The sequence below is a fragment of the Alphaproteobacteria bacterium genome, from assembly GCA_016124955.1.
In the GTDB taxonomy this organism is placed as follows: domain Bacteria; phylum Pseudomonadota; class Alphaproteobacteria; order UBA9219; family RFNS01; genus RI-461.
The window spans coordinates 33385-54797 of the sequence record WGMR01000002.1 but is presented as its reverse complement, the minus strand read 5'-3'; the positions used below and the strand labels follow the sequence as shown (position 1 = coordinate 54797).

Below are 21413 nucleotides of genomic sequence, written 5' to 3'. Positions count from 1 at the left end.
ACCATCCATGCCTAGCCGCGTCGCCATGTGGTCTTGCCTGCGTTATCTTCGAGAATAATGCCGTCATTAGCCATTAAAACACGAATTGTATCTGATGTGCCAAAATCCTTGGCTGCTCGTGCGGCATTGCGTTTTTCGATCAGCTTCTCAATCTCGTCGTCGCTCAGACTGCCCCGGCCCGCGGGCGTCCAGCGGAACCATGCTTCCGGGTCCTGTTGCAAAAGCCCGAGCGTAGCGCCGCTTGCCAGCAACCTGCCCTTTATCTGCGCCTGTTCGGCCGGGATGGCTTCGCGGTTCAACGCGCCGACAAGCTCGTGCATATGTGCGATCGCGAGCGGGGTATTGAGGTCATCGAGCAGTGCGGCTTCAACGGCCTCCGCAGGCGCGCCGGTTTTGTCGGCCTGGATAACGGTTTCGTTGCGCAGCGCGCCATACCATTTATCAAGTGTCGCTTTGGCATTCTGCAGCCCTTCCTCGCTAAAATCCAGCGGCTGGCGGTAATGCGCGGAAAGCAGCGCGAAGCGAATAACTTCGCCCGGGTATCGTGCAAGCAAATCGCGCACGGTAAAGAAATTGCCCAATGACTTCGACATCTTGTCGCTGTTGATCGTCAGAAAGCCGTTGTGAACCCAGTATTTCGCGAACACCTTGTTGCCGCTGGCGCAGCAGCTTTGCGCAATTTCATTTTCATGGTGCGGGAAAATCAAATCGAGCCCGCCGCCATGGATATCAAAGCTTTCGCCCAAATGAGCGCCGGCCATGGCCGAACATTCTATATGCCAGCCGGGGCGGCCGCGGCCCCACGGACTTTCCCATCCGGGCACGTCCGCCGCGCTCGGCTTCCACAAAACGAAATCGGCCGGGTCTTTCTTGTAGGGCGCGACATCGACACGCGCGCCCGCGATCAGCTCGTCGCGCGAACGGCGGGAAAGTTCGCCGTAATTCTTCATCGAAGGCACGTTGAACATCACGTGCCCTTCGGCGGCATAGGCGTGGCCCTTATCCATCAGCGCCTTGATCATCGCGATCATTTCCGCGATATGTGCGGTCGCGCGCGGCTCGATATCGGGCGAAAGCGCGTTCAGCGCCGCCATGTCGTCGTGGTATGCCTTGGTCGTGCGCGCCGTGATGCTTTCGATCGGCTCACCGCTTTCCTTGTGCTTGGCGATGATCTTGTCATCCACGTCGGTGATGTTGCGCACATAGGTCACGCGCGGGTAATGGCGCTTCAAAAGCCGGTAGAGCGTATCGAATACGACCACGGGCCGTGCATTGCCGAGATGCGCGAGATCGTACACGGTCGGTCCGCACACATACATTTTCACATGGCCGGGATCGATCGGCTCGAACGGCTCTTGCGTGCGGGAAAGGGTGTTATAAACCGAAAGTTTCATCCCTGTTTCCCCGCCAGCCGCGCGCGTGCGCGCTCGGCGCCGATAAGGGGCAAGAAGTTTTTCAGCTCCGGCCCCTGTTCGTGGCCCGTGAGCGCGAGCCGAAGCGGCATGAAAAGCTGCTTGCCACTTTTGCCGGTCTTGGCCTTCACGGCTTCGGTCCATGTTTGCCAGGTCGATTGATCCCACGGCTCGGCGGGCAGCACATCAAGCGCGGCGGCGGCAAGCTCGCTGTCGGTGATCGTTGGCTTCATCGCGCCGTGCACGACATCCCACCACATCTTCAGGTCATCCAGCTTGGTCAAATTGGTGCGCACCGCGTTCCAGAACGGCTCGTCAACCTGTTCCAGTTCCATCACCTTCAGCCGCGGCGCGATCATGCCATAGGGCGTGATATGCAGAATTTTGGCATTCAGCATGCCAAGCTCTTCCACGTCGAACTTGGGCGTGGCGCGCGAAATTTTCTTTAAATCGAAACCGTCGATCAGCTCATCGAGCGATACGTGCGGCGTAATGGGGTCGGACGTGCCCAGCCGCGCCAGCAGTGCGTTGATTGCCATCGCTTCTATCTTCATTTCGTCGCGCAGCCCGGCGACGCTCAGGGTCCCGAGCCGTTTGCTCATTTCCTTGCCGTCGGCGCTGACCAAGAGGGGGAAGTGCGCGAACACGGGCGGCGCAACGCGCGTCACCGCTTGCCATATTCTGATCTGCACGGCGGTATTGGTGACATGATCTTCGCCGCGAATAATATGGGTGGTGCCGAAATCGGCGTCATCGACTACCGAGCAGAAAGTGTAAAGCGGCACGCCGTCTTCGCGGACGATAACGGGGTCGGAAACCGCGCCGGCGGGGAAGGTTTTGGTGCCCTGGATTACATCGTCCCACGTCACATCTTCGTCGTCGAGCCGGAAACGCCAGTGCGGCTTGCGCCCGTCACGGGCAAACTTTTCACGATCCGCATCCGTCAGCTTCAGCGCCGCGCGGTCATAAATAGGCGGCAGCCCGCGCGCGAGTTGCGTCTTGCGCTTGAGGCTCAGCTCCTCCGGCGTTTCATAGCAATCATAGGCGCGCCCGCTGGCCTTCAATTCGTTCAGCACATCCTCATAGCGGCCATAGCGGTCCGACTGACGGGAGAATTCGTCCCACCCGAGGCCAAGCCATTTCAGATCGCGCTCGATCGCTTCGGCGAAAGCGGGGGTCGAACGCTCCTGATCGGTATCGTCAAGGCGCAACGCAAAGCTTCCGCCCTGCGCGCGCGCGAACAGCCAGTTGAACAGCACGGCGCGGATATTGCCGATATGCAAAAGCCCCGTGGGGGAAGGTGCGATGCGAACCTTTACAGACATGGCCTTGTTTTAGCAGGATTTTTTTGTGATGTGAAAGTAAATCTTGGGTTTCATTGCAGCATACCCAACCTGTATATTGCCGCTGAATTTACAGGGGTTTTTGAGGGTATTTCTGTGGCGAAGATTTTATATTGCACAAAACACGAGATGGACGTCCGGCTGATGCAGGCGGTTTTCCCCGAGCATGAGGTTATGGGGGTCAGCAACGCCAGTCAGGCTATCCAAGTCGTAAGAAACCACAACAACAGGGCGTGCGGCGTACCCGTGATCCTTGCTGATTGGGCTGTGCGGCCGCAGGCTCATTCATCGGATCCGGCTTCATATAACATTAACCCGCCGCCGAATCTGGCCGAGGAAATCGGCTTTGCCTTGCGCCGCGAGCCGAACAATATTATACGTCCGCGTCTTGTCGCGATCGGCGATCCGGATATTGTGGCGCATCACAGTGATAACCCGGCATTATACAACCATGTCGTGGAATTCAGGGGCCTTTCCATGGAAGCCAAGCGCGAACTTCTTGCTGGACAGATTGAATCTTTAGCCAAGGTCGTTACTCTCTTCGCACCCCAGCAAAATCCGAAACAAGGCTGATTATTTCCAAGCTTGATTTTTCGTATGGGGGCATTTTTGTCGCAAGTCTTGATTTCAATGCGCAATCTTATATCCGCGCAACCTTACAAAACGGCTTTGATGGCTGCGGGGATATCTGAAAAGGATATCATTGTCGCGGTAAAGCCTGAAGGTGCGATTGCCGCGATCGAGGCGCATAATACGGCTGCCTACGGGATCGGTCTGGTGCTGGCGGATTGGGGGCTGGAAAGAACTTCGGCGGGTTTTTTTGCCCCGAACCACGCAAAGGCGATTAAGGATTTTTGCGAAGGGCCCGGGGCAGCGGCTATCGCACGGCCAAAAATTGTGGGTCTTTTCGAAGATGGCGAGCGGCCGAATCTTCGGCAGGTTCGGGCTGCCTGCGACGATCTTATCGATGCGCTTCCCCTGAAACGTTCCCCTGCGGGTTTTATCGAAGCTGCGCGCGTAGCTTTCATAAGTATGCTGCCCGAGGGGCACAATGTGATGAGGCTGAACGCGCCCATGCTGAATATTCCGGCGCGTCCCGGTACGCAGCAGATGAGCGCCGCCACACCGGCAACGGTACTGGCCTTCAAGCCAAAGGGTAAAACGCCCGGCACGCCCGAAGGCGGCCCGGGTTCGTAAGCCCGCATAAAAACCCCTGCATCGCGGCCCGCAATTCGCTACACTGGCGTTGCAATCAATTGATGTGGAAGCGATGAAGGTTTTTCCGGCAATGGCCGATGTCGTGCGGCCTACGCACCGCCCCGAAGCGGGCAAGAAATTCGCCCTGCAATCGGATTATACGCCCGCCGGTGACCAGCCGGAGGCGATCGCCGAATTGTGCAAAGGTATTGAAGCGGGGGAGCGCGACCAGGTTTTGCTCGGCGTTACGGGTTCGGGCAAAACCTTTACGGTCGCGCATGTGATCCAAAGGCTGCAGCGCCCCTCCATCATCCTCGCGCCAAACAAAACTCTGGCGGCGCAGCTGTACGGCGAAATGAAGGGGTTTTTCCCGGATAACGCGGTCGAATATTTCGTCAGCTACTACGATTATTACCAGCCCGAAGCTTACGTGCCGCGCACCGATACCTATATCGAAAAAGAAGCAATGGTGAATGAGCAGATCGACCGCATGCGCCATAGCGCGACGCGGGCGCTGCTTGAGCGGGACGATGTGATTATCGTCGCGTCCGTATCCTGCATCTATGGCATCGGTTCGGTCGAAACCTATTCCGAAATGGTGCTTGATGTGAAGGTCGGGCAAACGCTTTCGCGCCAAGCGTTGCTCGCGCGGCTGGTCGAGCTGCAATACCGCCGCAACGATATCGGCTTCGGCCGCGGCGATTTCCGCGTGCGCGGCGATGTGGTCGAAATTTTCCCGGCGCATCTTGAAGATTGCGCGTGGCGCATCAATATGTTCGGCGACGATATCGAGGAGATTGCGGAGATAGACCCGCTCACGGGCGCCAAGGGCCGCAAGCTGAAGGGCGTGCGCATCTATGCCAACAGCCACTACGTCACGCCCAAGCCGACATTGCAGCAGGCGGTGACGCTGATCAAGGCCGAGTTGAAGGAGCGGCTGCAGTACCTGATCGAAACCGGGAAATTGCTGGAAGAGCAGCGTCTGCGCGAGCGCACGCAGTTCGATGTGGAAATGATGCTTGCGACCGGTAGCTGCGCGGGCATCGAAAATTACAGCCGCTTTCTTACAGGCCGCAAGCCGGGCGAGGCGCCGCCGACCCTGTTCGAATATCTGCCGGAAAACACGCTGCTGTTCGTCGATGAATGTCATGCCATGGTGCCGCAGCTTAACGCCATGTATCGCGGCGACTTTGCGCGCAAGACCACGCTTTCGGAATACGGCTTCCGCCTGCCTTCCTGCGCCGATAACCGCCCGCTGAAGTTCGAAGAATGGGATGCGATGCGCCCGCAAACCGTTTTTGTTTCGGCCACGCCCGGCCCGTGGGAACTTGAACGCACGCAAGGCGTGTTTACCGAACAGGTTGTCCGCCCGACCGGGCTAACCGACCCGCCGGTGATTTTGCGCCCGACCGAACATCAGGTCGATGATCTGCTCGCGGAAGTGCGCGAAGTGGTGGGCAAGGGCATGCGCGTGCTTGTCACCACGCTGACGAAAAAAATGGCCGAGGCGTTGACCGAATATATGGGCGAGGCGGGCATCAAGGTCCGTTATATCCATTCGGATGTCGAAACGTTGGAGCGTATCGAAATTATCCGCGATCTGCGGCTAGGCGTATATGACGTGCTGATCGGCATCAACCTGCTGCGCGAAGGGCTTGATATCCCCGAATGCGGGCTTGTTGCCATCCTCGATGCCGACAAGGAAGGCTATCTGCGTTCGCGCACCGCGTTGGTGCAAACGATCGGACGTGCCGCGCGCAATATTGAAGGCAAGGCAATTTTGTATGCCGACAGGGAAACCGAAAGCATCAAATACGCGCTTTCTGAAACTTCGCGCCGCCGCGCGAAGCAGGAAGAATTCAACCGCGAACACGGCATCACGCCCGCAAGCGTGAAGAAATCCATTTCCGATATTTTGCAATCGGTGTACGAGCGCGATCACCTTACGATCGAAACCGGCAGCGATGCGCCGCATCTGATCGGCAAGAATTTGCGCGCGCATATCCGCGATCTGGAAAAGCGCATGAAGCAGGCGGCGGGCGATCTGGAGTTCGAGGAAGCGGGCCGGCTGCGCGACGAAGTCCGGCGGCTGGAGGCGATGGAACTTGAAATGGGCGGCGCTGCTGCGCCAGCAAAAGCGGCTTCCGCAACTGTGGCCTCGACAAAGCGCGCGGCAGGGAATAAATCTATGGCCAAAAGCAAACCCCGCAAACGTTGATGGTTGTATAAATGGCGCTTGATATTCCCGGCCTCATAAAGGTGTTCGAACCCGATTTCGGCAAGCCGCGCATTCCGCTGGTGATCGATGTGCCGCATAGCGGGCGCACCTACCCGGCAGATTTCGCCTATAGCTGTCCGTTCCCGATGCTGCGCCAGACCGAAGATGCATATGTGGACGAACTGGTGGTCGGCGCCGTGGATATGGGTGCGACCGTGATCGTGGCGCAATTCCCCCGCGCTTATATCGATGTCAATCGCGCCGAAGACGATATCGATCCGATGGTGATCGATGGCCAGTGGTCGAAGCCGCTGCGCCCGACCGAACGTACTTTGCACGGTCTCGGGCTCGTGCGCCGTATGTGCAAGGCAGGCGTGCCAATGTATCAGAAGCCGCTGCCGATGGCCGAGGTTGAAACCCGTTTGAACCAGTTTTACCGGCCCTATCACCGTGTGCTCGAACGCACGCTGCGCAATCTGTCGAAGCAGGCGGGGCATGTGTGGCTGATCAACGCGCATTCCATGCCTTCAAGCTGGCCAACGGCCGAAGGCGGCGCGCAGCGCCGGCCCGATTTTGTGGTGGGCGACCGCGACGGCCAAAGCTGTGACCCGGCTTTCACGCGTTCCTGTGCGCATGTGCTGCGCGATCTGGGCTATAGCGTGGATGTCAACGATCCGTATAAGGGCGTCGAGATTTTGCGCCGCCATGGCAGGCCGCATGAAGGGTTCCATGCGCTACAGCTTGAAATTAGCCGCGCGCTGTATCTGGATGAAGACAAGGTCGCGCGCACCGCGAACTTCCCCAAGCTGCAAAACCGCATGCGCGAATTTTTCACGAAATTGATCGGCGAGCTTTTGCGCGAACCGATGCCGGAACGCCTGGCGGCGGAATAGCGCCGGTTACTTTCCGCCCTTTTTCGGCGCACCGGGGCGGCCGACATTCCCGAACAAATCCTGTATAAGCGTGGTTTCGCGGCCGAAGGTCGGCGTCGCGCGCTGAACCGGGCTGATATCCTTGGCGCCGGATGTATCGATCTTCTCGATATCCTTCACGATACCGGCATCGTCGAAGGTCACGAGCACGACCTGTTGCTCCGTCACTTCGGGGTCGAAGAAGGCGTATTGCTCGGTGCGGCGACCGATATAATACCAGGTGTTTTCATCAAGCGCGGCGATGTGCGAAGGCGAACCAAGCTTCACCGCCACTTCCTCGCGCGTGCTTACGCCGGCCTTGATCTCGGCCAGCCGGTCGGCGTCCACCATGTTGCCGCGATTCGCGACCACGGGCGTGCAGGCGGCGGCCAGAAGCGTGCAGCCAACCATACCGGCCATCAGGGCGGCGCGAAAACTGTATGAAGATTTCGTCATGCGCTATAGGCTACCAAGCTCTTGGCTAATTGCAATATGGCAGGATCCCATGACCCTGATCGCCCGGATACTGGGCATCGTCAAACCCGCCCCCCGGGTACCGGACATTCAGTTACTGCACGCCGCTATCGTTACGCAAGTGCGTAATCCGGTCTTCTACCGTGATTATGGCGTGCCCGATACGCTCGACGGCCGGTTCGATCTGCTTGTGCTGCATGTCGTGCTGGTGGTTTTGCGGCTGCAGGATAGCGGCGAGGCCGCGGCGGCGCAGGCTCTGGTGGATTATCTGGCGGCCGATCTTGATCGCAATTTGCGCGAAATGGGTACGGGCGATATGGGCGTGGGCAAGCGCATGCGCGCGATGGGGGAGGCGTTCACGGGCCGCGCCCGCGCTTACCGTGCCGCACTGGCGGGCGGTGAAGCGGCGTTGCTGCCTGCGCTTGATCGCAACCTTTTCGGCACGGTCGATACCGATATGAAGGCGCTTGCATTGATGGCGGGCTATGTGCAACGACAATGGCAGCATCTTTGCGGCATGCCCGCGGCCGGCATTATCGCGGGCGAACAGGCCTTACAGGCGCCGTGACGGAACAAATTTGAAAGGACCGGTTTGATGGATAGCTCAACCCCTGATGGCGAATTTCCGCGCACCGTGCAAATCGACAAAATCCCGTCCGAAGGCATGGAGCTGGATATCGAAGCCGAAGCAAAGGAATGCAAGGCGCTGGCCAAGCGGCTTGGCATCATCGGGCTGGGCGCTTTGCGCGCTTCGCTGCGGCTGCGCCATACCCACGGCAACACGATGATCGAGGTTGATGGCAGCTTCGATGCGGTTGTGACGCAGGAATGTGTGGTGACGCTTGAGCCGGTCGAAAGCGCCATCACGGCTTCGCCGGTCGCCGGCCTGTTCGCGCCCGCGCATCTTGTGCCCCCCGGTTCCGGCCCGGCTGAAATTGACAGCGTGGCGGAAGAGCCCGAACCCATCGGCCCCGAAGGGCTGATCGATGTGGGCGAGCTGGTGGTCCAACACCTTGCGCTCGCGCTTGATCCCTATCCCCGCAAGCCGGGCGTGGCGTTCGAAGGCATGACCACGGACAAGCCGGAAAGAACCTCGCCCTTCGCGAAGCTGGCAGAACTCTCCAGCAAAAACAAAAGCTAGTGGCGATTTATAGTTAACAACTTTGCCAAATTGCTTTCACGCTATTTCTGGTACCTTGTTATTTGAATTAAGTAGTTATATAAAAGGCGATCATTTTTAAAAGCCATAGGAGCCAGCCATGCAAGCCAGCCAGTCCGTTATGGGTTTTCGTCAATCGGTCACACAAGCCGGTCGATCTGCGTTGAATCAATGGGCAAGCCTTGATCGTGGAACCAAAGCGTTACTTGGACTCGTGACACTGGCGGCTATTGCTGCATGTGCTGTGTGGGTAGGTACAGGTGCTGGCGCGGCAGCCCTTCCCATATTGAGGACGCAAGCGGGTGCGGGCATGCTTACCTGCGCCGCAGGCTACGTATTTATGCTTATGGTGCCGGGCGGCAAGGGGCTTGGCGGCATGCTCATTGGTGTTGGCGCGGCTATGATTGCCACCGATCCAGTCATGGGGTTTCTTAAATTTCCGGTTTTGACGCCCGGCGGCTAAAGCGAACCCGTTGATTTTTCTACCTCTTTGTTTTCACTCGGAAATCCCGGCCGGGAAGGCTTGTGCATTGTTTTACCTTGCTTAATCGGCCGTTCTTGCCTAAAAAGCCCCATCATTTTGTTAGACAGGTAAGACAATGGCTGTACCCAAACGCAAAACCTCAAAGTCCAAGCGCGACATGCGCCGTTCGCACCACTCCGTGAAAGCGACCGCCAACAACGAATGCCCGAACTGTGGCGAACCCAAGCGTCCGCACCATGTTTGTGCATCCTGCGGCCACTATCATGGCCGTGAAGTTACGCGCGCCCGCACCGCGGCTTAAGATCGTTTCATAACCTAGTTCGTCAGGGGTAAGAGATGCAGGCTCCCATCGTCATCGCTCTCGATGCGATGGGCGGCGATCACGCGCCCGAATGCGTGATCGGCGGCGCAGAGCTTGCGCGCGAACGTCACCCCGGCGTCCAGTATATTCTGTTCGGTGATAGCGCGCAGGTCGAACCGCTGCTCGCGAAGCACCCGGAACTCGCGAAAATCTGCACCATCCGCCATACCACCGAAGTCATCAGCAGCGATATCAGGCCTTCGGTCGCGCTGCGGCAGGGCCGTGATACCAGCATGCGGCTCGCCATCAACGCGGTGGCGCAGGGCGAAGCTTCGTGCGTTGTTTCAGCGGGCAACACCGGTGCGCTGATGGCGGTGGCCAAGTTCGTGCTTAAAACGCTGCCCGGCATCGATCGTCCGGCGATCGCGTCTTTCATTCCCACCTGCAAGGGCGAATGCGTGCTGCTCGATCTCGGCGCCAACATCGAATGCGACGCCGAAAATCTGGTGCAATTTGCGCTGATGGGCGCAATCTTCGCGCGCACCATTCTTGGTATCGAGCGGCCCAGCATCGGCTTGCTGAATATCGGGGCCGAGGAAATCAAGGGCCATGACGAGATTAAAAGCGCGGCGCAGCTTTTGCGCGGACGCACGCTGCCCGGCACGTTCCACGGTTTTGTCGAAGGCGATGATATCCCCACCGGCACGGTCGATGTGGTGGTCACCGATGGTTTTACCGGCAATGTCGCGCTCAAAACCGTCGAAGGCACCGCCAAGCTGATGGCGCATTTCATCCGCGAAACCTTTGCATCGTCCATTCTGGCCAAGCTTGGCTACCTGCTGGCGCGCGGCGCGATGGGGCGCATGAAGATGCGGATGGATCCGCGCCGCTATAACGGCGCGATGTTCCTGGGGCTTCAGGGCGTGTGCGTCAAAAGCCATGGCGGCACGGATGCCGAAGGCTTCGCCAATGCCATTTCGGTCGCTGCCGATCTCGCGCAACAGAAGTTCAACGACAAAATCAAGACCGAATGCGCCCGGCATTACGGCGTTGCCGAATTTGCGCCCGACGCGAACGGTAACGGCGATATTGCCGGCGGCGCGGCGAGCGTCTGATGCCGCGTCGGTCGCTCGTCGCCGGGTGCGGCCACTATCTGCCTGCACAAACCGTCACCAATGCCGATCTGGCCGGCCGCGTCGATACCACCGACGAATGGATCCGCCAGCGCACCGGCATCCACGCCCGCCATATCGCGGCGGAAGGGGAAAAAACTTCCGATCTCGCGCTCAGGGCCGCGCGCAAGGCTTTGGAAAATGCGGGCATCGATGGCGCTGCGCTCGGTGCCGTGATCGTCGCGACCACCACGCCCGACAACACCTTCCCCGCCACCGCCACGCGCGTGCAGGCGGGGCTTGGCATGAAGGGCGGCTTTGCGTTCGATGTGCAGGCGGTTTGTTCGGGCTTCGTTTATGCGCTGGCGGTGGCCGATAATTTTATTCGCGCGGGGCAGGTTGAAACCGCGCTGGTGATCGGGGCCGAAACCTTTTCGCGTTTGCTGGATTGGGAAGATCGCGGCACCTGCGTTCTGTTCGGCGATGGCGCCGGGGCCATGATTTTGAAGGCGGGCGAGGGCAAGGGCGATAAAACCGATCGCGGCGTGCTTTCCACCCACCTGCACAGCGACGGTGCGCATTACGATCTTTTGTATGCCGATGGCGGACCGGGCTCGAACGGCAAGGTCGGCAAAACCCGCATGAAGGGGCAGGAAGTGTTTCGCCATGCCGTGACCTGCCTTGCCGATGTGGTGGATGAGGCGCTGGCGGCGAACGGTATGCAGCCCGATGAAATCGACTGGCTTGTACCCCACCAGGCCAACAAACGAATCATCGAAGGTACGGGCAAGAAACTTAAACTGCCGTCTGAACGAGTGGTGCTAACTATTGCCGAACACGCCAATACTTCAGCCGCTTCAATACCGCTTGCGCTTGCGGTGGCCGCGAATGATGGGCGCATCAAGCAGGGACAGGTGGTTTTGCTCGATGCCATGGGCGCTGGCCTTAGCTGGGGCGCGGCGGTTATCCGCTGGTAGAACGCTGCTCGGGCACCCGACTCAGGCCATATTTAAGAACCGTCCATAAGGTCATGGTTTCATTAACCAAATTCGCGCTTTCTCTTTGACGCGCCCGGTTATTCGTATTAGGCTTTAACCATCAGGTGAGTCACGGGCCGCAATCCTGCGGCTTTACGAGGAGCGTATGATGACCGAAAACACCGTCACCCGCGCACAGCTGGCCGAAGCCGTCTATCAGGAAGTCGGTCTGTCGCGCAATGAATCGGCTGATCTGGTCGATATCATCCTCGAAGAAGTCAGCCAGGCTCTGATCCGCGGCGAAATGGTGAAGCTGTCATCCTTCGGCAGCTTCCAGGTTCGCAGCAAGGGCCAGCGTGTTGGCCGTAACCCCAAGACCGGCGAAGAAGTTCCGATTCTTCCCCGCCGCGTCCTTGTGTTCCGCGCCAGCCACGTGCTCAAGGATAAAATCAACCGCTCGCTTACCGGTAAAGGCCTTGGCGGCGAGCAGGGCGGAGGCGCAACATGAGCAGCGGCAATCTTTTCGGCGAACCCATTGTCGGGCAGCGCCCGGCAACCTCGCAATCCTCATCCCAATCTTCTTCCCAGCCCTCCCGCCAGGCGCCTGTGCCGCCGCAACCGGCGGCTTCCACCGGCGTTCCGCCCCAGCAGGGCCAGTCGGCCAATGCCGCCAGCAAGGCACCCAGTGCTTTCCGCACAATCAGCGAAGTGGCGGGTGAACTTGAAGTGCCGCAGCATGTGCTGCGTTTCTGGGAAAGCAAGTTTCCGCAAGTCCGCCCGCTGAAGCGCGGCGGCGGCCGCCGCTATTACCGGCCGGAAGATATATCGCTGCTCAGGCAGATCCAGAATTTGCTCTACAGCCAGGGCTATACCATCCGCGGCGTGCAAAAGGTGCTGCGTGAGAACCGGGTGCCGATCCAGCGCATCTCGCAGCAGCAACAGATCGTCAGCATCTCCGCCGCCAATGCGGCTGCCGAGGTGGAAGATGATGTGACGCCCGTCACCCCGCTGCAGGCGCCGCCGCGCGAACGTTTGCCGGTCGAGGTCCGCAAGGAAATCGAAGCGCTGCGCGACGAGCTGAAATCGCTCCGCGCCATGCTCAAGGCCGCCGGCGTCTGATCCCTTCCAGCCAATAAAATCAGCGCCGAAGGGCGCTTGCGCGCTTTTGTTGCCGATTTGGTTTCGTGTGGCTATAGTCCGCGCTCCCCACGGTCGGGACGTAGCGCAGCCTGGTAGCGCATCAGTCTGGGGGACTGGGGGTCGCAGGTTCAAATCCTGTCGTCCCGACCAATTGTTTCGGTAAACCATGACCGGCATTCTCTTCACTTACATCACTTGCAAGGATGCCGCCGAGGCGGAGAAAATTGCCGCCGCGCTCGTGGGCGAAAAGCTTGCGGCCTGCGTCAACATCCTGCCGCCCATCACGTCCATCTATGAATGGCAGGGCAAGGTGGAGAAGGGGGCCGAGGTTGCGATGGTCGCGAAAACCCGCGCCGGATTGTTCGAAAAAGTGGCGGCGCGCGTGCGGGCGCTGCATTCCTATGAAACGCCCTGCATCGTCGCGCTTCCCGTCGCGGCGGGCGATGCCGCCTTCCTCGATTGGGTCAGGCGCGCAACGTCCTGAGCAGTGCGGGCAACTGCTTGATGCTGAGCGCGTTGAGCGGCAGTTCAAGCAGCACATGCAAAAGACTGATCGCGAGCAGCACGGCGAAACCGAGCGCGTAATCATAGAAATAAAGCGCGGTCGCGCCGAAGCTGAACGCGGCGATCGTGGCCAGCCGCTTTTTCGGCACGTCGGCCCAATGGATGATATCGGCTTTGATGAACCAGTTCAGGTAATGATAGGTGTAAACGAACGAAAGCAGCCCGCCGAAACGCGGATCGATGCTCCAGCCTTCCTGCCCAAGCACGCGACCGAGCACGGGTATGATGGCCCCGAAATTGCGCTGGCTGAATTCCGCCAGCGGCGCGATCACGGTGCGGTCGCCCGGCGGCAGCGCGATGATGCACATCAGGCACAGAACGTATAGAAGCACGATCGCGCCTTGCGCCCGGCTGCGCGCGCGCAGCGCGCCCGAAACCATGAATACGAACGTGAACAGACAGACATGGATGATCGTGGGCAGCAGCACGGCGAACAGGCCTGTCACGTCCGGGTGCAGCCAGATGAGCGCGAGCCCGCCGAACATCGCCCCGGCCAAAAGGTTGGTGCCGTGCTGGCTGAAGTGCGATGTTTGCCACACGCCGATGATGACGGCGATGAAGACGGCCGAGGCCGCCAGCGGCAGCGCGCCCATCATCAGCGCCAGCATGGTCAGCAGCGCGAGGCCGTAGGCCCAGCCTTTGTCGCGCATGAAATAGGCGCGGTCGTGCAGCCATGAAATTTCGGTCATATAATGGGCGGGGCCGAGAATGGCATAGGAAAGCACCAGCAGCTCGAACGGCAGCAGGTAGCTGAGCGCCAGCGCGCCAAGGATAAGACCGATATGCAGGCCGTGCTTAAGCATCATGAAGCCAGCCTAGGCCGGAATTATTAAAAAATACCGGAGTTTTATTGGCATCCGGATAAAATGGGGTATTTTGATACCCCATTGCGGAAAATGCCTGCCGTGCTTGAATTAAGTTGACATGCGGGGGCGCTTGTTCGTACAACCCACCGGCATTGAAGGAGCAAAAAATGACAACCAAGACCACGTCCGCGGCCGCCAAACCCGCCGCGAAGAAAAAACCCTCGCTCGCGAAGGCGATGAAGGAAACGGCATCGAATGAAACGGCCGAAGGCGCGCCCAAGGCCGCCGAAACCCGCGTGCAGCTTCCCAAGAAGCTCGTGACCAGCACGACCATGCTGAAGTCGCAGGCGATCAAGAAGCGCTGGGTGCTGATCGATGCCGAAGGCGTCATCCTCGGCCGCCTCGCGTCGCAGATCGCGCTGATCCTGCGCGGCAAGACCAAGCCTGCTTTCACCCCGTCTGTCGATTGCGGCGATAACGTCGTTGTCATCAACGCGGAAAAAATCCGCCTGACCGGCAACAAGATGGCCAAGCCCTATTACTACTACACGGGTTTCGTCGGCGGCATCAAAACCCGCACCCGCGGCAAGATGCTGGAAGGCAAGCATCCGGAACGCGTGATCACGCTCGCGGTGCAGCGTATGCTTCCGCGCGGCCCGCTTGGCCGCAAGCAAATGACCAACCTGCGCGTTTACAAGGGCACGGACCATCCGCACGCCGCCCAGCAACCGGTGACGTTCGATTTCGCCGCCCAGAACCCGAAGAACAAGAGATAATCATGACCGAGAAGAAATCAGACAAAACCACCAAGTCGCCCGCCAAAAAGCCGGCGGTTGTGAAGGTCACCAAGCCGTCGCGTGCCGCCCCGAAGGCAGCGCCCAAGGCCGCGGGCCTCGAGGAGCTGAAGACGGTCGTGAAGCAGGCCGAAGCCGCGAAGCCGATGCCGGCCGCGAAGCCGGAACCGCAGCCGATCGAGCATGTGAAGAAGGTTGATGAACAGGGCCGCTCCTATGCCACCGGCAAGCGCAAGAACGCCATCGCGCGCGTCTGGATCAAGCCCGGCAAGGGCGTGATCCGCGTGAACGGCAAGGATGTGGCGATTTACTTCGCCCGCCCGGTGCTGCAAATGATGGTCCGCCAGCCGCTCGCGCTGGTCGATCGCGCGACCCAGTTCGATGCGGAATGCACCGTTGTCGGCGGCGGCCTTTCGGGCCAGGCCGGCGCGGTCAAGCACGGCATCTCCAAGGCGCTGACCTACTTCGAGCCCGAACTTCGCCCGGCGCTGAAGAAGGCCAAGTTCCTGCGCCGCGATAGCCGCGTGGTCGAACGCAAGAAGTACGGCCACCCCAAGGCGCGCCGCAGCTTCCAGTTCAGCAAGCGCTGATATCCCGGGCATTCCCGGCAATCAAGGCGCCCGGGCTGGGCGCCTTTTTTGTTTGTGCGCCTGCGGGTTCGCGCTAACATTACGGACGGAGCAAAACCATGACCGACAAAAAGAAAATCGCGATATTGGGCGCCAGCGGCTATACGGGCGCGGAGCTGATGCGCCTGCTCGCGCTGCATCCGCATGTTGCCATCACCGCGCTGGCGGCGGAACGCAGCGCGGGACAGCCGGTTTGGGCTGTCTATCCGCATCTTGCGGGCGTCGCGCTGCCCGATATGGTGAAGATCGATGCGATCGATTTCAGCAAGATTGATCTTGTGTTCTGCTGTCTGCCGCATGCCACGACGCAAAAGGTCATTGCCGCTTTGCCCGCTAACCTGAAGGTGATCGATCTTTCCGCCGATTTCCGCCTGAAGGATACCGCCGCCTATGCCCAGTGGTATGGCCATGAACATCACGCGCCGGATCTGCAGAAAACCGCCGTGTATGGTTTGACGGAAATCAACCGCGATGCCGTTCGGGCTGCGCGGCTGGTCGCGAACCCTGGCTGTTACCCCACGGCGGCGCAATTGCCGCTGATCCCGCTTTTGCGGAAAAAGCAGATCGAGCCCGGCGATATTATTGTCGATGCAAAATCCGGCGTTTCCGGCGCAGGCCGCGATGCAAAGCCGGATTATCAGTATTGCGAAGTGACCGACGGCATGCGCGCCTATGGCGTTGCATCCCACCGCCATACGCCGGAAATCGAGCAAGGCCTGTCCGAAGCCTTCGGCAAGCCGGTCACCATTAACTTCACGCCTCACCTCGTGCCCATGAGCCGGGGCATTCTTGCCAGCATTTATGTCAAGCATGCGGATGGCACGAGCGCGAACGGGTTGCGCGACACGCTGAATGCGGCCTATGCGAAAGAACCCTTCGTGCATGTGCTTCCTGCGGGCGCGAGCGCGTCCACGCGCAATCTGCGCGGCTCAAACCATTGCGTTATCGGCGTGTTCGCCGATCGCGTGCCCGGCCGGGCGATCATTATTTCGGTGATCGATAATCTGGTGAAGGGCGCGTCGGGGCAGGCGGTGCAGAACATGAATGCCATGTTCGGCTGGCCCGAAACCACGGCGCTGGAACAGCCGCCGCTGTTCCCATGAGCGCGAAACCCGGCCCCATCATTCTTCCCTATCGCGGCATGCTGCCGAAAATCGATCCGCGCGCCTTCATCGCGCCGGGGGCTGTCGTGATCGGGGATGTCGAAATCGCGGCCGAAGCCTCGGTCTGGTTCGGTTGCGTGCTGCGCGGCGACGTGAACGTGATCCGCGTAGGCCCGCGCAGCAATCTGCAGGACGGGACCATCGTCCATGTCGCGTCCGAAGGGCAGGGCACTTTCATCGGCGCGAATTGCACGATAGGCCATTGCGCCTTGCTGCATGCCTGTACGCTTGAAGATGACAGCTTTGTCGGCATGCGCGCCAGCGCCTTCGATGGCGCGAAGGTAAGCAGCGGCGCGATGCTTGGGTCTGGTGCGATGCTGACGCGCGGTAAAATCGTGCCGCCGGGGCAGATATGGGCGGGCAGCCCGGCCAAGCATTTGCGCGATATTACGCCGAACGACCAAAAAGAATTTACGGTGCGTGCTGCGCAATATGTCGCGTTGGCGCAGGAATATTTGGCCGCGTAGGCCCCCTGAAGCGCCCGCGTTTTCACATAACTTCCCGGCATAATCCATACTCATGGTTAACAAGGCGGCCGGCCTTGCAATTCGACGTGGCGCTCATGTTGGCTGCATTGTTTTAAAAAGATAGAATTTTTAGCGGCTGAAGAGTGGGTATAGAAGAGCGGGTATAATGGAAGGCCATATATTAGCGAATTATAAAAATGCAGCAAATGAAGTTGTCGCCAGCGTGAAGGGCGATATGTCGTTTGTTGTTTATCACAAAGAATACAAGGCAGGTAACCTGACGTTGAAGGATGTATGCACGATTACCCTGGCCTACAATCTCGGCACTTACGGGGTTGATCTGTACTACGTAAGAAATGAGAGAGGAACTCACATTGGATCTTGGGATCTCAATCCCAGATCGACAAAAAGTACGGTCGTTTTTCCGGCAAGCATTATAAGAAATGCATTGAACTAGCGTGTGCGTTCCTAAATCGCCCGCACCTTCACGTAACTTCCGGGCGCGTCTTCGATAATTTCCGTGTTTTCACCGGGCTGGCGCGCGGGTGCTTCCCCGCCGCGATACTGTTCCATCCATGCGTTCCATTCCGGCCACCATGAACCGGGGCGGTGTTCCGTGCCTTCAAGCCATTTTTCCGGGTCGGGCGGCAAATTGTCGTTGACCATGTAATCGTACTTCTTCGCTTCGGGCGGGTTGATGACGCCGGCGATATGGCCCGAACCGGAAAGCACGAACCGCACCGGCCCCTTGTAAAGCTGGGTGGCGCTATATACGGTGCGCCACGGGGTGATGTGGTCGTCGCGGGTGCCGAGGATAAAGCTGGGCGTATCGATCATGCGCATATCAAGCGGTACGCCTTTGAAGCTGATCCCGTCCGGCTCGATCATTTTGTTCTCAAGATACATCTTGCGCAGATAGAAGCTGTGCATGGCCGCCGCCATGCGGGTCGAATCGGAATTCCAGTAAAGCAGGTCGAACGGGAACGGTTCCTTGCCAAGCAGGTAGTTGTTGACTACGAAATTCCAGATCAGGTCGTTGGCGCGCAGCATGTTGAAGGTGGTGGCCATGGCGTGCGCGTCCATATAACCCTTTTTGGCCATGCCCGCTTCCATCACTTCGACTTGCTCTTCGTCGATAAAGACGCCGATATCGCCCGGGTTGCTGAAATCGACCAGCGCAACGAAATAGGTCGCGGATTTTACGCGCGGCAGCTGCGGTTGCGGCGCGCGGGCAAGGTAGGCCAGCGTGCCCGCCAGCAGCGTGCCGCCAAGGCAATAGCCGATCACGTTGATATCTGCCTCGCCGGTCGCGCGCTTGGCTTGTGCCATGGCCGCGAGCGCGCCTTCCGTCATGTAATCATCGAAATTCTTGTCGCGGTGGCGTTCGTCCGGGTTGACCCATGAAATCATGAAAACGGTATGGCCCTGTTCGACGCAATAGCGCACGAGCGAATTGCCCGGCCGCAGATCGAGCACGTAATATTTGTTGATCCATGGCGGGATGATCAGAAGCGGCGTTTTGCGCACGGTTTCGGTGACGGGCGCATACTGAATAAGCTGGATCAAATCGTTCTGGTAAATCACCTTGCCCGGCGTGGTCGCCACATTGTCGCCGAGGCGGAAGGCGCCCATGTCCGTCATGCTGATGCGCAGCTCGCCTTGGCCGCGCTCGAGGTCCTGCACAAGGTTCTGCAGGCCTTTCACAAGGTTCTCGCCGCCGGTTTCCGCGGTGCGGCGCAACACTTCGGGGTTGGTCATCAGGTAGTTGCTTGGCGAAATCGCATCCACGAATTGCTTGGTGTAGAAATCGATCTTCTGCTTGGTTTTCGGGTCCATGCCCTGCACGTCATGCACCGTGCTTTGGGTCCATTTCGATGCGAGCAGGTAAGATTGCTTGAGGTAATCGAAAAGCGTGTTTTCGTTCCACGCCGGATCATGGAAGCGCCGGTCGTGCGCCGGAGTGTTGATCACCTGCTCATAGGTCTTGCCCAGCATGCGGCGGGATGTGTTCTCGACCAGCTTGGCGTAATCCTGCCAGAAATTTATCTGTGCCTCGGCCATCTTCTTGGGCTGCGAAAACATGTTGGTCATCATCTCGAGCCACATGGTGCCGTAATAACTTGGATCGACGGTGTCCAGCTCGGGCGGTTTGAGCTTCACGCGATCCATGAAATCCTTGATGATCGGCTGGCTGCGCTCGGCCAGGTGCAAAAGCGCCTGCGTGATCGCGACGGGGTCCGGAACTTTTACGTCGTCCGCTCGCGCTTTCATTTTTGCGCCATCCTGTGCGTGCGGCGGCGCGCTTTGCGCCTTCACGCGTACGCGCGGCTTGGCGGCGGGGTCCGGCTGTTCGGTGTGCTGTTCCGGTTGCTGCGGCGCGGCATGTGCCGCCTGTGGCGGTTCCGGCTCCGGCGGTTTGTCCTTACCCGCCTGCCGTGTGACATAGGCCCGGATCGCCTCAAGATGGGCGGCGGTCTTGTCGTCCGGTGGTGGTGAAGATGCTTTTGCCATGCCTGCTTGTACCGGCCAGATTCTGCGGCTAGCTTGCGGGATGAAGTGATCCCAGGGGCCAGCCGCCCCTTGCTATAGCCCAGGAAACGTCCCCATGAAACTACGGCAAAAACACCTTGTTCTGCAAGTAATTATGGTGCTTTATGCCTGTATTGGTTTAACGGCATGTGCGGATGTCGAAGCGAGCTGGCTGACCGGTGAGCCGGACGAGGATGTGACCGGCGATGCGGCCAGCTATCCGGGCATCGAACGCATCGGCCAGCAGGGCGAAGAATGGCCCCATCTGGGCATGGTGCCGGAGCGGCCCGGCAATATCCCGCCCCCCGGCTCGTTTGATGATGAAAAGCAGGCGCTTGAGGCGAATTACGACAATGCCAAGGAAATCCAGCAGCGTTACATTGATCTGCAGCAGCGCATGCAAAAGCAAAACACGGGCGCCGGCGTAGAATGAGCGTGAAACCCCTCCGTATAGGCGTTGCCGGTCTCGGCACCGTAGGGTCGGGCGTTCTGCGCTTGCTTGCGCAAAACGCGAACCTGATCGAAACGCGTTGCGGCCGGGCTCTCAAGGTCGTCGCCGTTTCGGCGCGCGACAAAAGCAAGAAGCGCAAGGTCGATACCGGCGATGCCGTTTGGGTCGATGACCCCGTCAGTCTGGCCGGGCACCCGGATATCGATGTGGTGGCCGAATTGATGGGCGGGGCCGAAGGCGCCGCGCGCAAGCTGGCTGAAGCGGCGCTTGGCGCGGGCAGGCCGGTTGTGACCGCCAACAAGGCGTTGATTGCCGCACACGGCATGGCGCTTGCAGGCATAGCCGAACGCGCCAAGACGGTTTTCGCGTATGAAGCGGCGGTGGCGGGCGGCATTCCCATCATCAAGACGGTGCGCGAAGCGCTGGCGGCCAACCGGGTCACGGAAATTCACGGCATCCTCAACGGCACCTGCAATTATATCCTGACGCAAATGCGGCTGCGCCGCGTATCCTTTGAACAGGTTCTGGAAGAAGCGCAGGCGCGCGGCTATGCGGAAGCCGATCCGGCCGCCGATGTCGATGGCCACGATAGCGCGCATAAGCTTGGCATTCTTTCCTGCATCGCCTTCGGTACGGAATTGCGGATGGCGCATATCGTCACCGAAGGTATCCGCCATGTGACGCTTGCCGATATCGGCTATGCCGACGAACTTGGCTACCGCATCAAGCTGCTTGGCGTCGCGCGTATGACGGGGGACGGCATCGAACAGCGCGTCGGGCCCTGCATGGTGCCGCTGGGCAAGCCGCTTGCGGGCATCGAAGATGTCCTGAACGGTATCCAGCTGCATGGCGATTATGCGGGCAAAATGATGCTTGTGGGCGCGGGCGCGGGCGCGGAAGCAACGGCCTCGGCCGTGGTTGCCGATCTGATCGATTTAGCCGCCGCGCGCACGGCGCTGCCGCTTGGGCGGCCCGTCGGCACGCTCGAAAAGCCGCAGCCGATGGGGGCGGAAAAATCGCGCGGCTGCTTTTACATCCGTCTTACCGTTAAGGATAAACCGGGCGTGGTGGCCGATATTGCCGCCATTTTGCGCGATCATGCGGTTTCCATGGAATCCATGGTGCAGCACGGCAGCCCTTCGGGCGATGCGGTGCCGATTGCGATCGCGACCCACGAAACCACGCTGGCGGAAATGCAAACCGCCATGGCGGGCATTGCGGCGCTTCCTATTGTGCTTGAACCGCCCTGCGTCATGCGTATAGAACAAGGCTAACAAAACCC

The 21413-nt window shown here is 59.5% G+C and carries 24 protein-coding genes and 1 tRNA gene; 20 read left to right on the top strand and 5 right to left on the bottom strand.

All coding sequences use genetic code 11. From position 1 onward, the window contains the following. Positions 1-11: 11 nt before the first annotated feature. The gene (locus GC131_00410) at positions 12-1394 is read right to left on the bottom strand and encodes a cysteine--tRNA ligase (protein MBI1272535.1); all 1383 of its coding nucleotides are present in this window, start codon (positions 1392-1394) and stop codon (positions 12-14) included. Further along, positions 1391-2737 (bottom strand): glutamate--tRNA ligase, encoded by a 1347-nt coding sequence (locus GC131_00405; GenBank protein MBI1272534.1) that lies wholly within the window; start codon positions 2735-2737, stop codon positions 1391-1393. The genes GC131_00410 and GC131_00405 overlap by 4 nt, the downstream gene beginning before the upstream one ends. Positions 2738-2767: 30 nt before the next feature. On the opposite strand from GC131_00405, the gene GC131_00400 reads away from it, so the two are divergent. The 4 genes from GC131_00400 (at position 2768) to GC131_00385 (ending at position 7063) form a co-directional block, all read left to right on the top strand. Continuing rightward, on the top strand, positions 2768-3328 hold the full coding sequence (locus GC131_00400) for a hypothetical protein (GenBank protein MBI1272533.1): 561 nt from the start codon (positions 2768-2770) through the stop codon (positions 3326-3328). A gap of 99 nt (positions 3329-3427) precedes the next feature. Further along, positions 3428-3952, top strand: a complete 525-nt coding sequence (locus GC131_00395; GenBank protein ID MBI1272532.1) for a hypothetical protein — start codon at positions 3428-3430, stop codon at positions 3950-3952. Between the two features lie 91 nt (positions 3953-4043). Then, positions 4044-6170 carry an excinuclease ABC subunit UvrB gene (uvrB, locus tag GC131_00390; protein MBI1272531.1) on the top strand — a complete coding sequence of 709 codons (2127 nt, stop codon included), beginning with the start codon at positions 4044-4046 and terminating at the stop codon, positions 6168-6170. A gap of 11 nt (positions 6171-6181) precedes the next feature. Further along, positions 6182-7063, top strand: a complete 882-nt coding sequence (locus GC131_00385; protein MBI1272530.1) for an N-formylglutamate amidohydrolase — start codon at positions 6182-6184, stop codon at positions 7061-7063. A 6-nt stretch (positions 7064-7069) separates the two neighbouring features. On the opposite strand, the gene bamE is transcribed toward GC131_00385, so the two are convergent. Then, the gene (gene bamE / locus GC131_00380; GenBank protein ID MBI1272529.1) at positions 7070-7501 is read right to left on the bottom strand and encodes an outer membrane protein assembly factor BamE; all 432 of its coding nucleotides are present in this window, start codon (positions 7499-7501) and stop codon (positions 7070-7072) included. Here bamE and GC131_00375 point away from each other — a divergent pair. The 10 genes from GC131_00375 to GC131_00330 all read left to right on the top strand — a co-directional run bounded on the left by GC131_00375 (position 7431) and on the right by GC131_00330 (position 13212). Next, complete coding sequence (locus GC131_00375) at positions 7431-8123, top strand: ubiquinol-cytochrome C chaperone (GenBank protein ID MBI1272528.1); 693 nt, start codon at positions 7431-7433, stop codon at positions 8121-8123. The genes bamE and GC131_00375 overlap by 71 nt on opposite strands. Before the next feature lie 27 nt (positions 8124-8150). Continuing rightward, a complete protein-coding gene (locus GC131_00370) occupies positions 8151-8696 on the top strand; it encodes a DUF177 domain-containing protein (GenBank protein MBI1272527.1) in 546 nt (181 codons plus the stop codon). 118 nt (positions 8697-8814) lie between these two features. Continuing rightward, complete coding sequence (locus tag GC131_00365; GenBank protein MBI1272526.1) at positions 8815-9177, top strand: hypothetical protein; 363 nt, start codon at positions 8815-8817, stop codon at positions 9175-9177. 136 nt (positions 9178-9313) lie between these two features. Beyond that, positions 9314-9499 (top strand): 50S ribosomal protein L32, encoded by a 186-nt coding sequence (locus tag GC131_00360; protein MBI1272525.1) that lies wholly within the window; start codon positions 9314-9316, stop codon positions 9497-9499. A 35-nt stretch (positions 9500-9534) separates the two neighbouring features. Beyond that, complete coding sequence (plsX, locus tag GC131_00355; protein ID MBI1272524.1) at positions 9535-10614, top strand: phosphate acyltransferase PlsX; 1080 nt, start codon at positions 9535-9537, stop codon at positions 10612-10614. Then, positions 10614-11588: a beta-ketoacyl-ACP synthase III gene (gene fabH / locus GC131_00350; protein MBI1272523.1), complete on the top strand. Its 975-nt coding sequence runs from the start codon at positions 10614-10616 to the stop codon at positions 11586-11588. Before plsX ends, fabH begins: the two co-directional genes overlap by 1 nt. A 169-nt stretch (positions 11589-11757) precedes the next feature. Continuing rightward, positions 11758-12096 carry an integration host factor subunit alpha gene (locus GC131_00345; protein ID MBI1272522.1) on the top strand — a complete coding sequence of 113 codons (339 nt, stop codon included), beginning with the start codon at positions 11758-11760 and terminating at the stop codon, positions 12094-12096. After that, positions 12093-12707, top strand: coding sequence for a MerR family transcriptional regulator (locus GC131_00340; GenBank protein MBI1272521.1), 615 nt, complete (start codon positions 12093-12095; stop codon positions 12705-12707). Before GC131_00345 ends, GC131_00340 begins: the two co-directional genes overlap by 4 nt. 94 nt (positions 12708-12801) lie before the next feature. Next, positions 12802-12878: transfer RNA gene (locus GC131_00335), tRNA-Pro, on the top strand. A gap of 16 nt (positions 12879-12894) precedes the next feature. Next, positions 12895-13212, top strand: coding sequence for a divalent cation tolerance protein CutA (locus GC131_00330; GenBank protein MBI1272520.1), 318 nt, complete (start codon positions 12895-12897; stop codon positions 13210-13212). Here the strand turns inward: GC131_00330 and GC131_00325 are convergent. Continuing rightward, positions 13193-14098, bottom strand: coding sequence for a hypothetical protein (locus GC131_00325; GenBank protein ID MBI1272519.1), 906 nt, complete (start codon positions 14096-14098; stop codon positions 13193-13195). The two genes, GC131_00330 and GC131_00325, sit on opposite strands and share 20 nt — an antisense overlap. Positions 14099-14430: 332 nt before the next feature. Here GC131_00325 and rplM point away from each other — a divergent pair, with 332 nt between their 5' ends. From rplM to GC131_00305, 4 genes are all read left to right on the top strand, one after another. Beyond that, the gene (rplM, locus tag GC131_00320; GenBank protein MBI1272518.1) at positions 14431-14874 is read left to right on the top strand and encodes a 50S ribosomal protein L13; all 444 of its coding nucleotides are present in this window, start codon (positions 14431-14433) and stop codon (positions 14872-14874) included. A gap of 164 nt (positions 14875-15038) precedes the next feature. Then, on the top strand, positions 15039-15482 hold the full coding sequence (gene rpsI / locus GC131_00315) for a 30S ribosomal protein S9 (protein MBI1272517.1): 444 nt from the start codon (positions 15039-15041) through the stop codon (positions 15480-15482). Positions 15483-15580: 98 nt separating this feature from the next. After that, positions 15581-16624 carry an N-acetyl-gamma-glutamyl-phosphate reductase gene (locus tag GC131_00310; GenBank protein MBI1272516.1) on the top strand — a complete coding sequence of 348 codons (1044 nt, stop codon included), beginning with the start codon at positions 15581-15583 and terminating at the stop codon, positions 16622-16624. Then, a complete protein-coding gene (locus tag GC131_00305) occupies positions 16621-17151 on the top strand; it encodes a gamma carbonic anhydrase family protein (protein MBI1272515.1) in 531 nt (176 codons plus the stop codon). The genes GC131_00310 and GC131_00305 overlap by 4 nt, the downstream gene beginning before the upstream one ends. A gap of 468 nt (positions 17152-17619) precedes the next feature. Here the strand turns inward: GC131_00305 and phaC are convergent, their stop codons facing one another. After that, positions 17620-19422, bottom strand: coding sequence for a class I poly(R)-hydroxyalkanoic acid synthase (phaC, locus tag GC131_00300; protein MBI1272514.1), 1803 nt, complete (start codon positions 19420-19422; stop codon positions 17620-17622). A 334-nt stretch (positions 19423-19756) separates the two neighbouring features. Between phaC and GC131_00295 the strand changes: the two genes are divergently transcribed. After that, positions 19757-20113, top strand: coding sequence for a hypothetical protein (locus GC131_00295; protein ID MBI1272513.1), 357 nt, complete (start codon positions 19757-19759; stop codon positions 20111-20113). Continuing rightward, the gene (locus tag GC131_00290; GenBank protein MBI1272512.1) at positions 20110-21405 is read left to right on the top strand and encodes a homoserine dehydrogenase; all 1296 of its coding nucleotides are present in this window, start codon (positions 20110-20112) and stop codon (positions 21403-21405) included. The genes GC131_00295 and GC131_00290 overlap by 4 nt, the downstream gene beginning before the upstream one ends. Positions 21406-21413 lie beyond the last annotated feature (8 nt).

Excerpts from the sequence above, each read along its gene's own strand:
- GC131_00410 (MBI1272535.1), bottom strand. The coding sequence starts at position 1,394 with ATGAAACTTTCGGTTTATAACACCCTTTCCCGCACGCAAGAGCCGTTC.
- GC131_00405 (MBI1272534.1), bottom strand. The coding sequence starts at position 2,737 with ATGTCTGTAAAGGTTCGCATCGCACCTTCCCCCACGGGGCTTTTGCAT.
- GC131_00395 (MBI1272532.1), top strand. The coding sequence starts at position 3,428 with ATGGCTGCGGGGATATCTGAAAAGGATATCATTGTCGCGGTAAAGCCT.
- uvrB (MBI1272531.1), top strand. The coding sequence starts at position 4,044 with ATGGCCGATGTCGTGCGGCCTACGCACCGCCCCGAAGCGGGCAAGAAA.
- GC131_00385 (MBI1272530.1), top strand. The coding sequence starts at position 6,182 with ATGGCGCTTGATATTCCCGGCCTCATAAAGGTGTTCGAACCCGATTTC.
- GC131_00375 (MBI1272528.1), top strand. The coding sequence starts at position 7,431 with ATGTTGCCGCGATTCGCGACCACGGGCGTGCAGGCGGCGGCCAGAAGC.
- bamE (MBI1272529.1), bottom strand. The coding sequence starts at position 7,501 with ATGGCCGGTATGGTTGGCTGCACGCTTCTGGCCGCCGCCTGCACGCCC.
- GC131_00370 (MBI1272527.1), top strand. The coding sequence starts at position 8,151 with ATGGATAGCTCAACCCCTGATGGCGAATTTCCGCGCACCGTGCAAATC.
- GC131_00365 (MBI1272526.1), top strand. The coding sequence starts at position 8,815 with ATGCAAGCCAGCCAGTCCGTTATGGGTTTTCGTCAATCGGTCACACAA.
- GC131_00360 (MBI1272525.1), top strand. The coding sequence starts at position 9,314 with ATGGCTGTACCCAAACGCAAAACCTCAAAGTCCAAGCGCGACATGCGC.
- plsX (MBI1272524.1), top strand. The coding sequence starts at position 9,535 with ATGCAGGCTCCCATCGTCATCGCTCTCGATGCGATGGGCGGCGATCAC.
- fabH (MBI1272523.1), top strand. The coding sequence starts at position 10,614 with ATGCCGCGTCGGTCGCTCGTCGCCGGGTGCGGCCACTATCTGCCTGCA.
- GC131_00345 (MBI1272522.1), top strand. The coding sequence starts at position 11,758 with ATGACCGAAAACACCGTCACCCGCGCACAGCTGGCCGAAGCCGTCTAT.
- GC131_00340 (MBI1272521.1), top strand. The coding sequence starts at position 12,093 with ATGAGCAGCGGCAATCTTTTCGGCGAACCCATTGTCGGGCAGCGCCCG.
- GC131_00330 (MBI1272520.1), top strand. The coding sequence starts at position 12,895 with ATGACCGGCATTCTCTTCACTTACATCACTTGCAAGGATGCCGCCGAG.
- GC131_00325 (MBI1272519.1), bottom strand. The coding sequence starts at position 14,098 with ATGATGCTTAAGCACGGCCTGCATATCGGTCTTATCCTTGGCGCGCTG.
- rplM (MBI1272518.1), top strand. The coding sequence starts at position 14,431 with ATGCTGAAGTCGCAGGCGATCAAGAAGCGCTGGGTGCTGATCGATGCC.
- rpsI (MBI1272517.1), top strand. The coding sequence starts at position 15,039 with ATGCCGGCCGCGAAGCCGGAACCGCAGCCGATCGAGCATGTGAAGAAG.
- GC131_00310 (MBI1272516.1), top strand. The coding sequence starts at position 15,581 with ATGACCGACAAAAAGAAAATCGCGATATTGGGCGCCAGCGGCTATACG.
- GC131_00305 (MBI1272515.1), top strand. The coding sequence starts at position 16,621 with ATGAGCGCGAAACCCGGCCCCATCATTCTTCCCTATCGCGGCATGCTG.
- phaC (MBI1272514.1), bottom strand. The coding sequence starts at position 19,422 with ATGAAAGCGCGAGCGGACGACGTAAAAGTTCCGGACCCCGTCGCGATC.
- GC131_00295 (MBI1272513.1), top strand. The coding sequence starts at position 19,757 with ATGAAACTACGGCAAAAACACCTTGTTCTGCAAGTAATTATGGTGCTT.
- GC131_00290 (MBI1272512.1), top strand. The coding sequence starts at position 20,110 with ATGAGCGTGAAACCCCTCCGTATAGGCGTTGCCGGTCTCGGCACCGTA.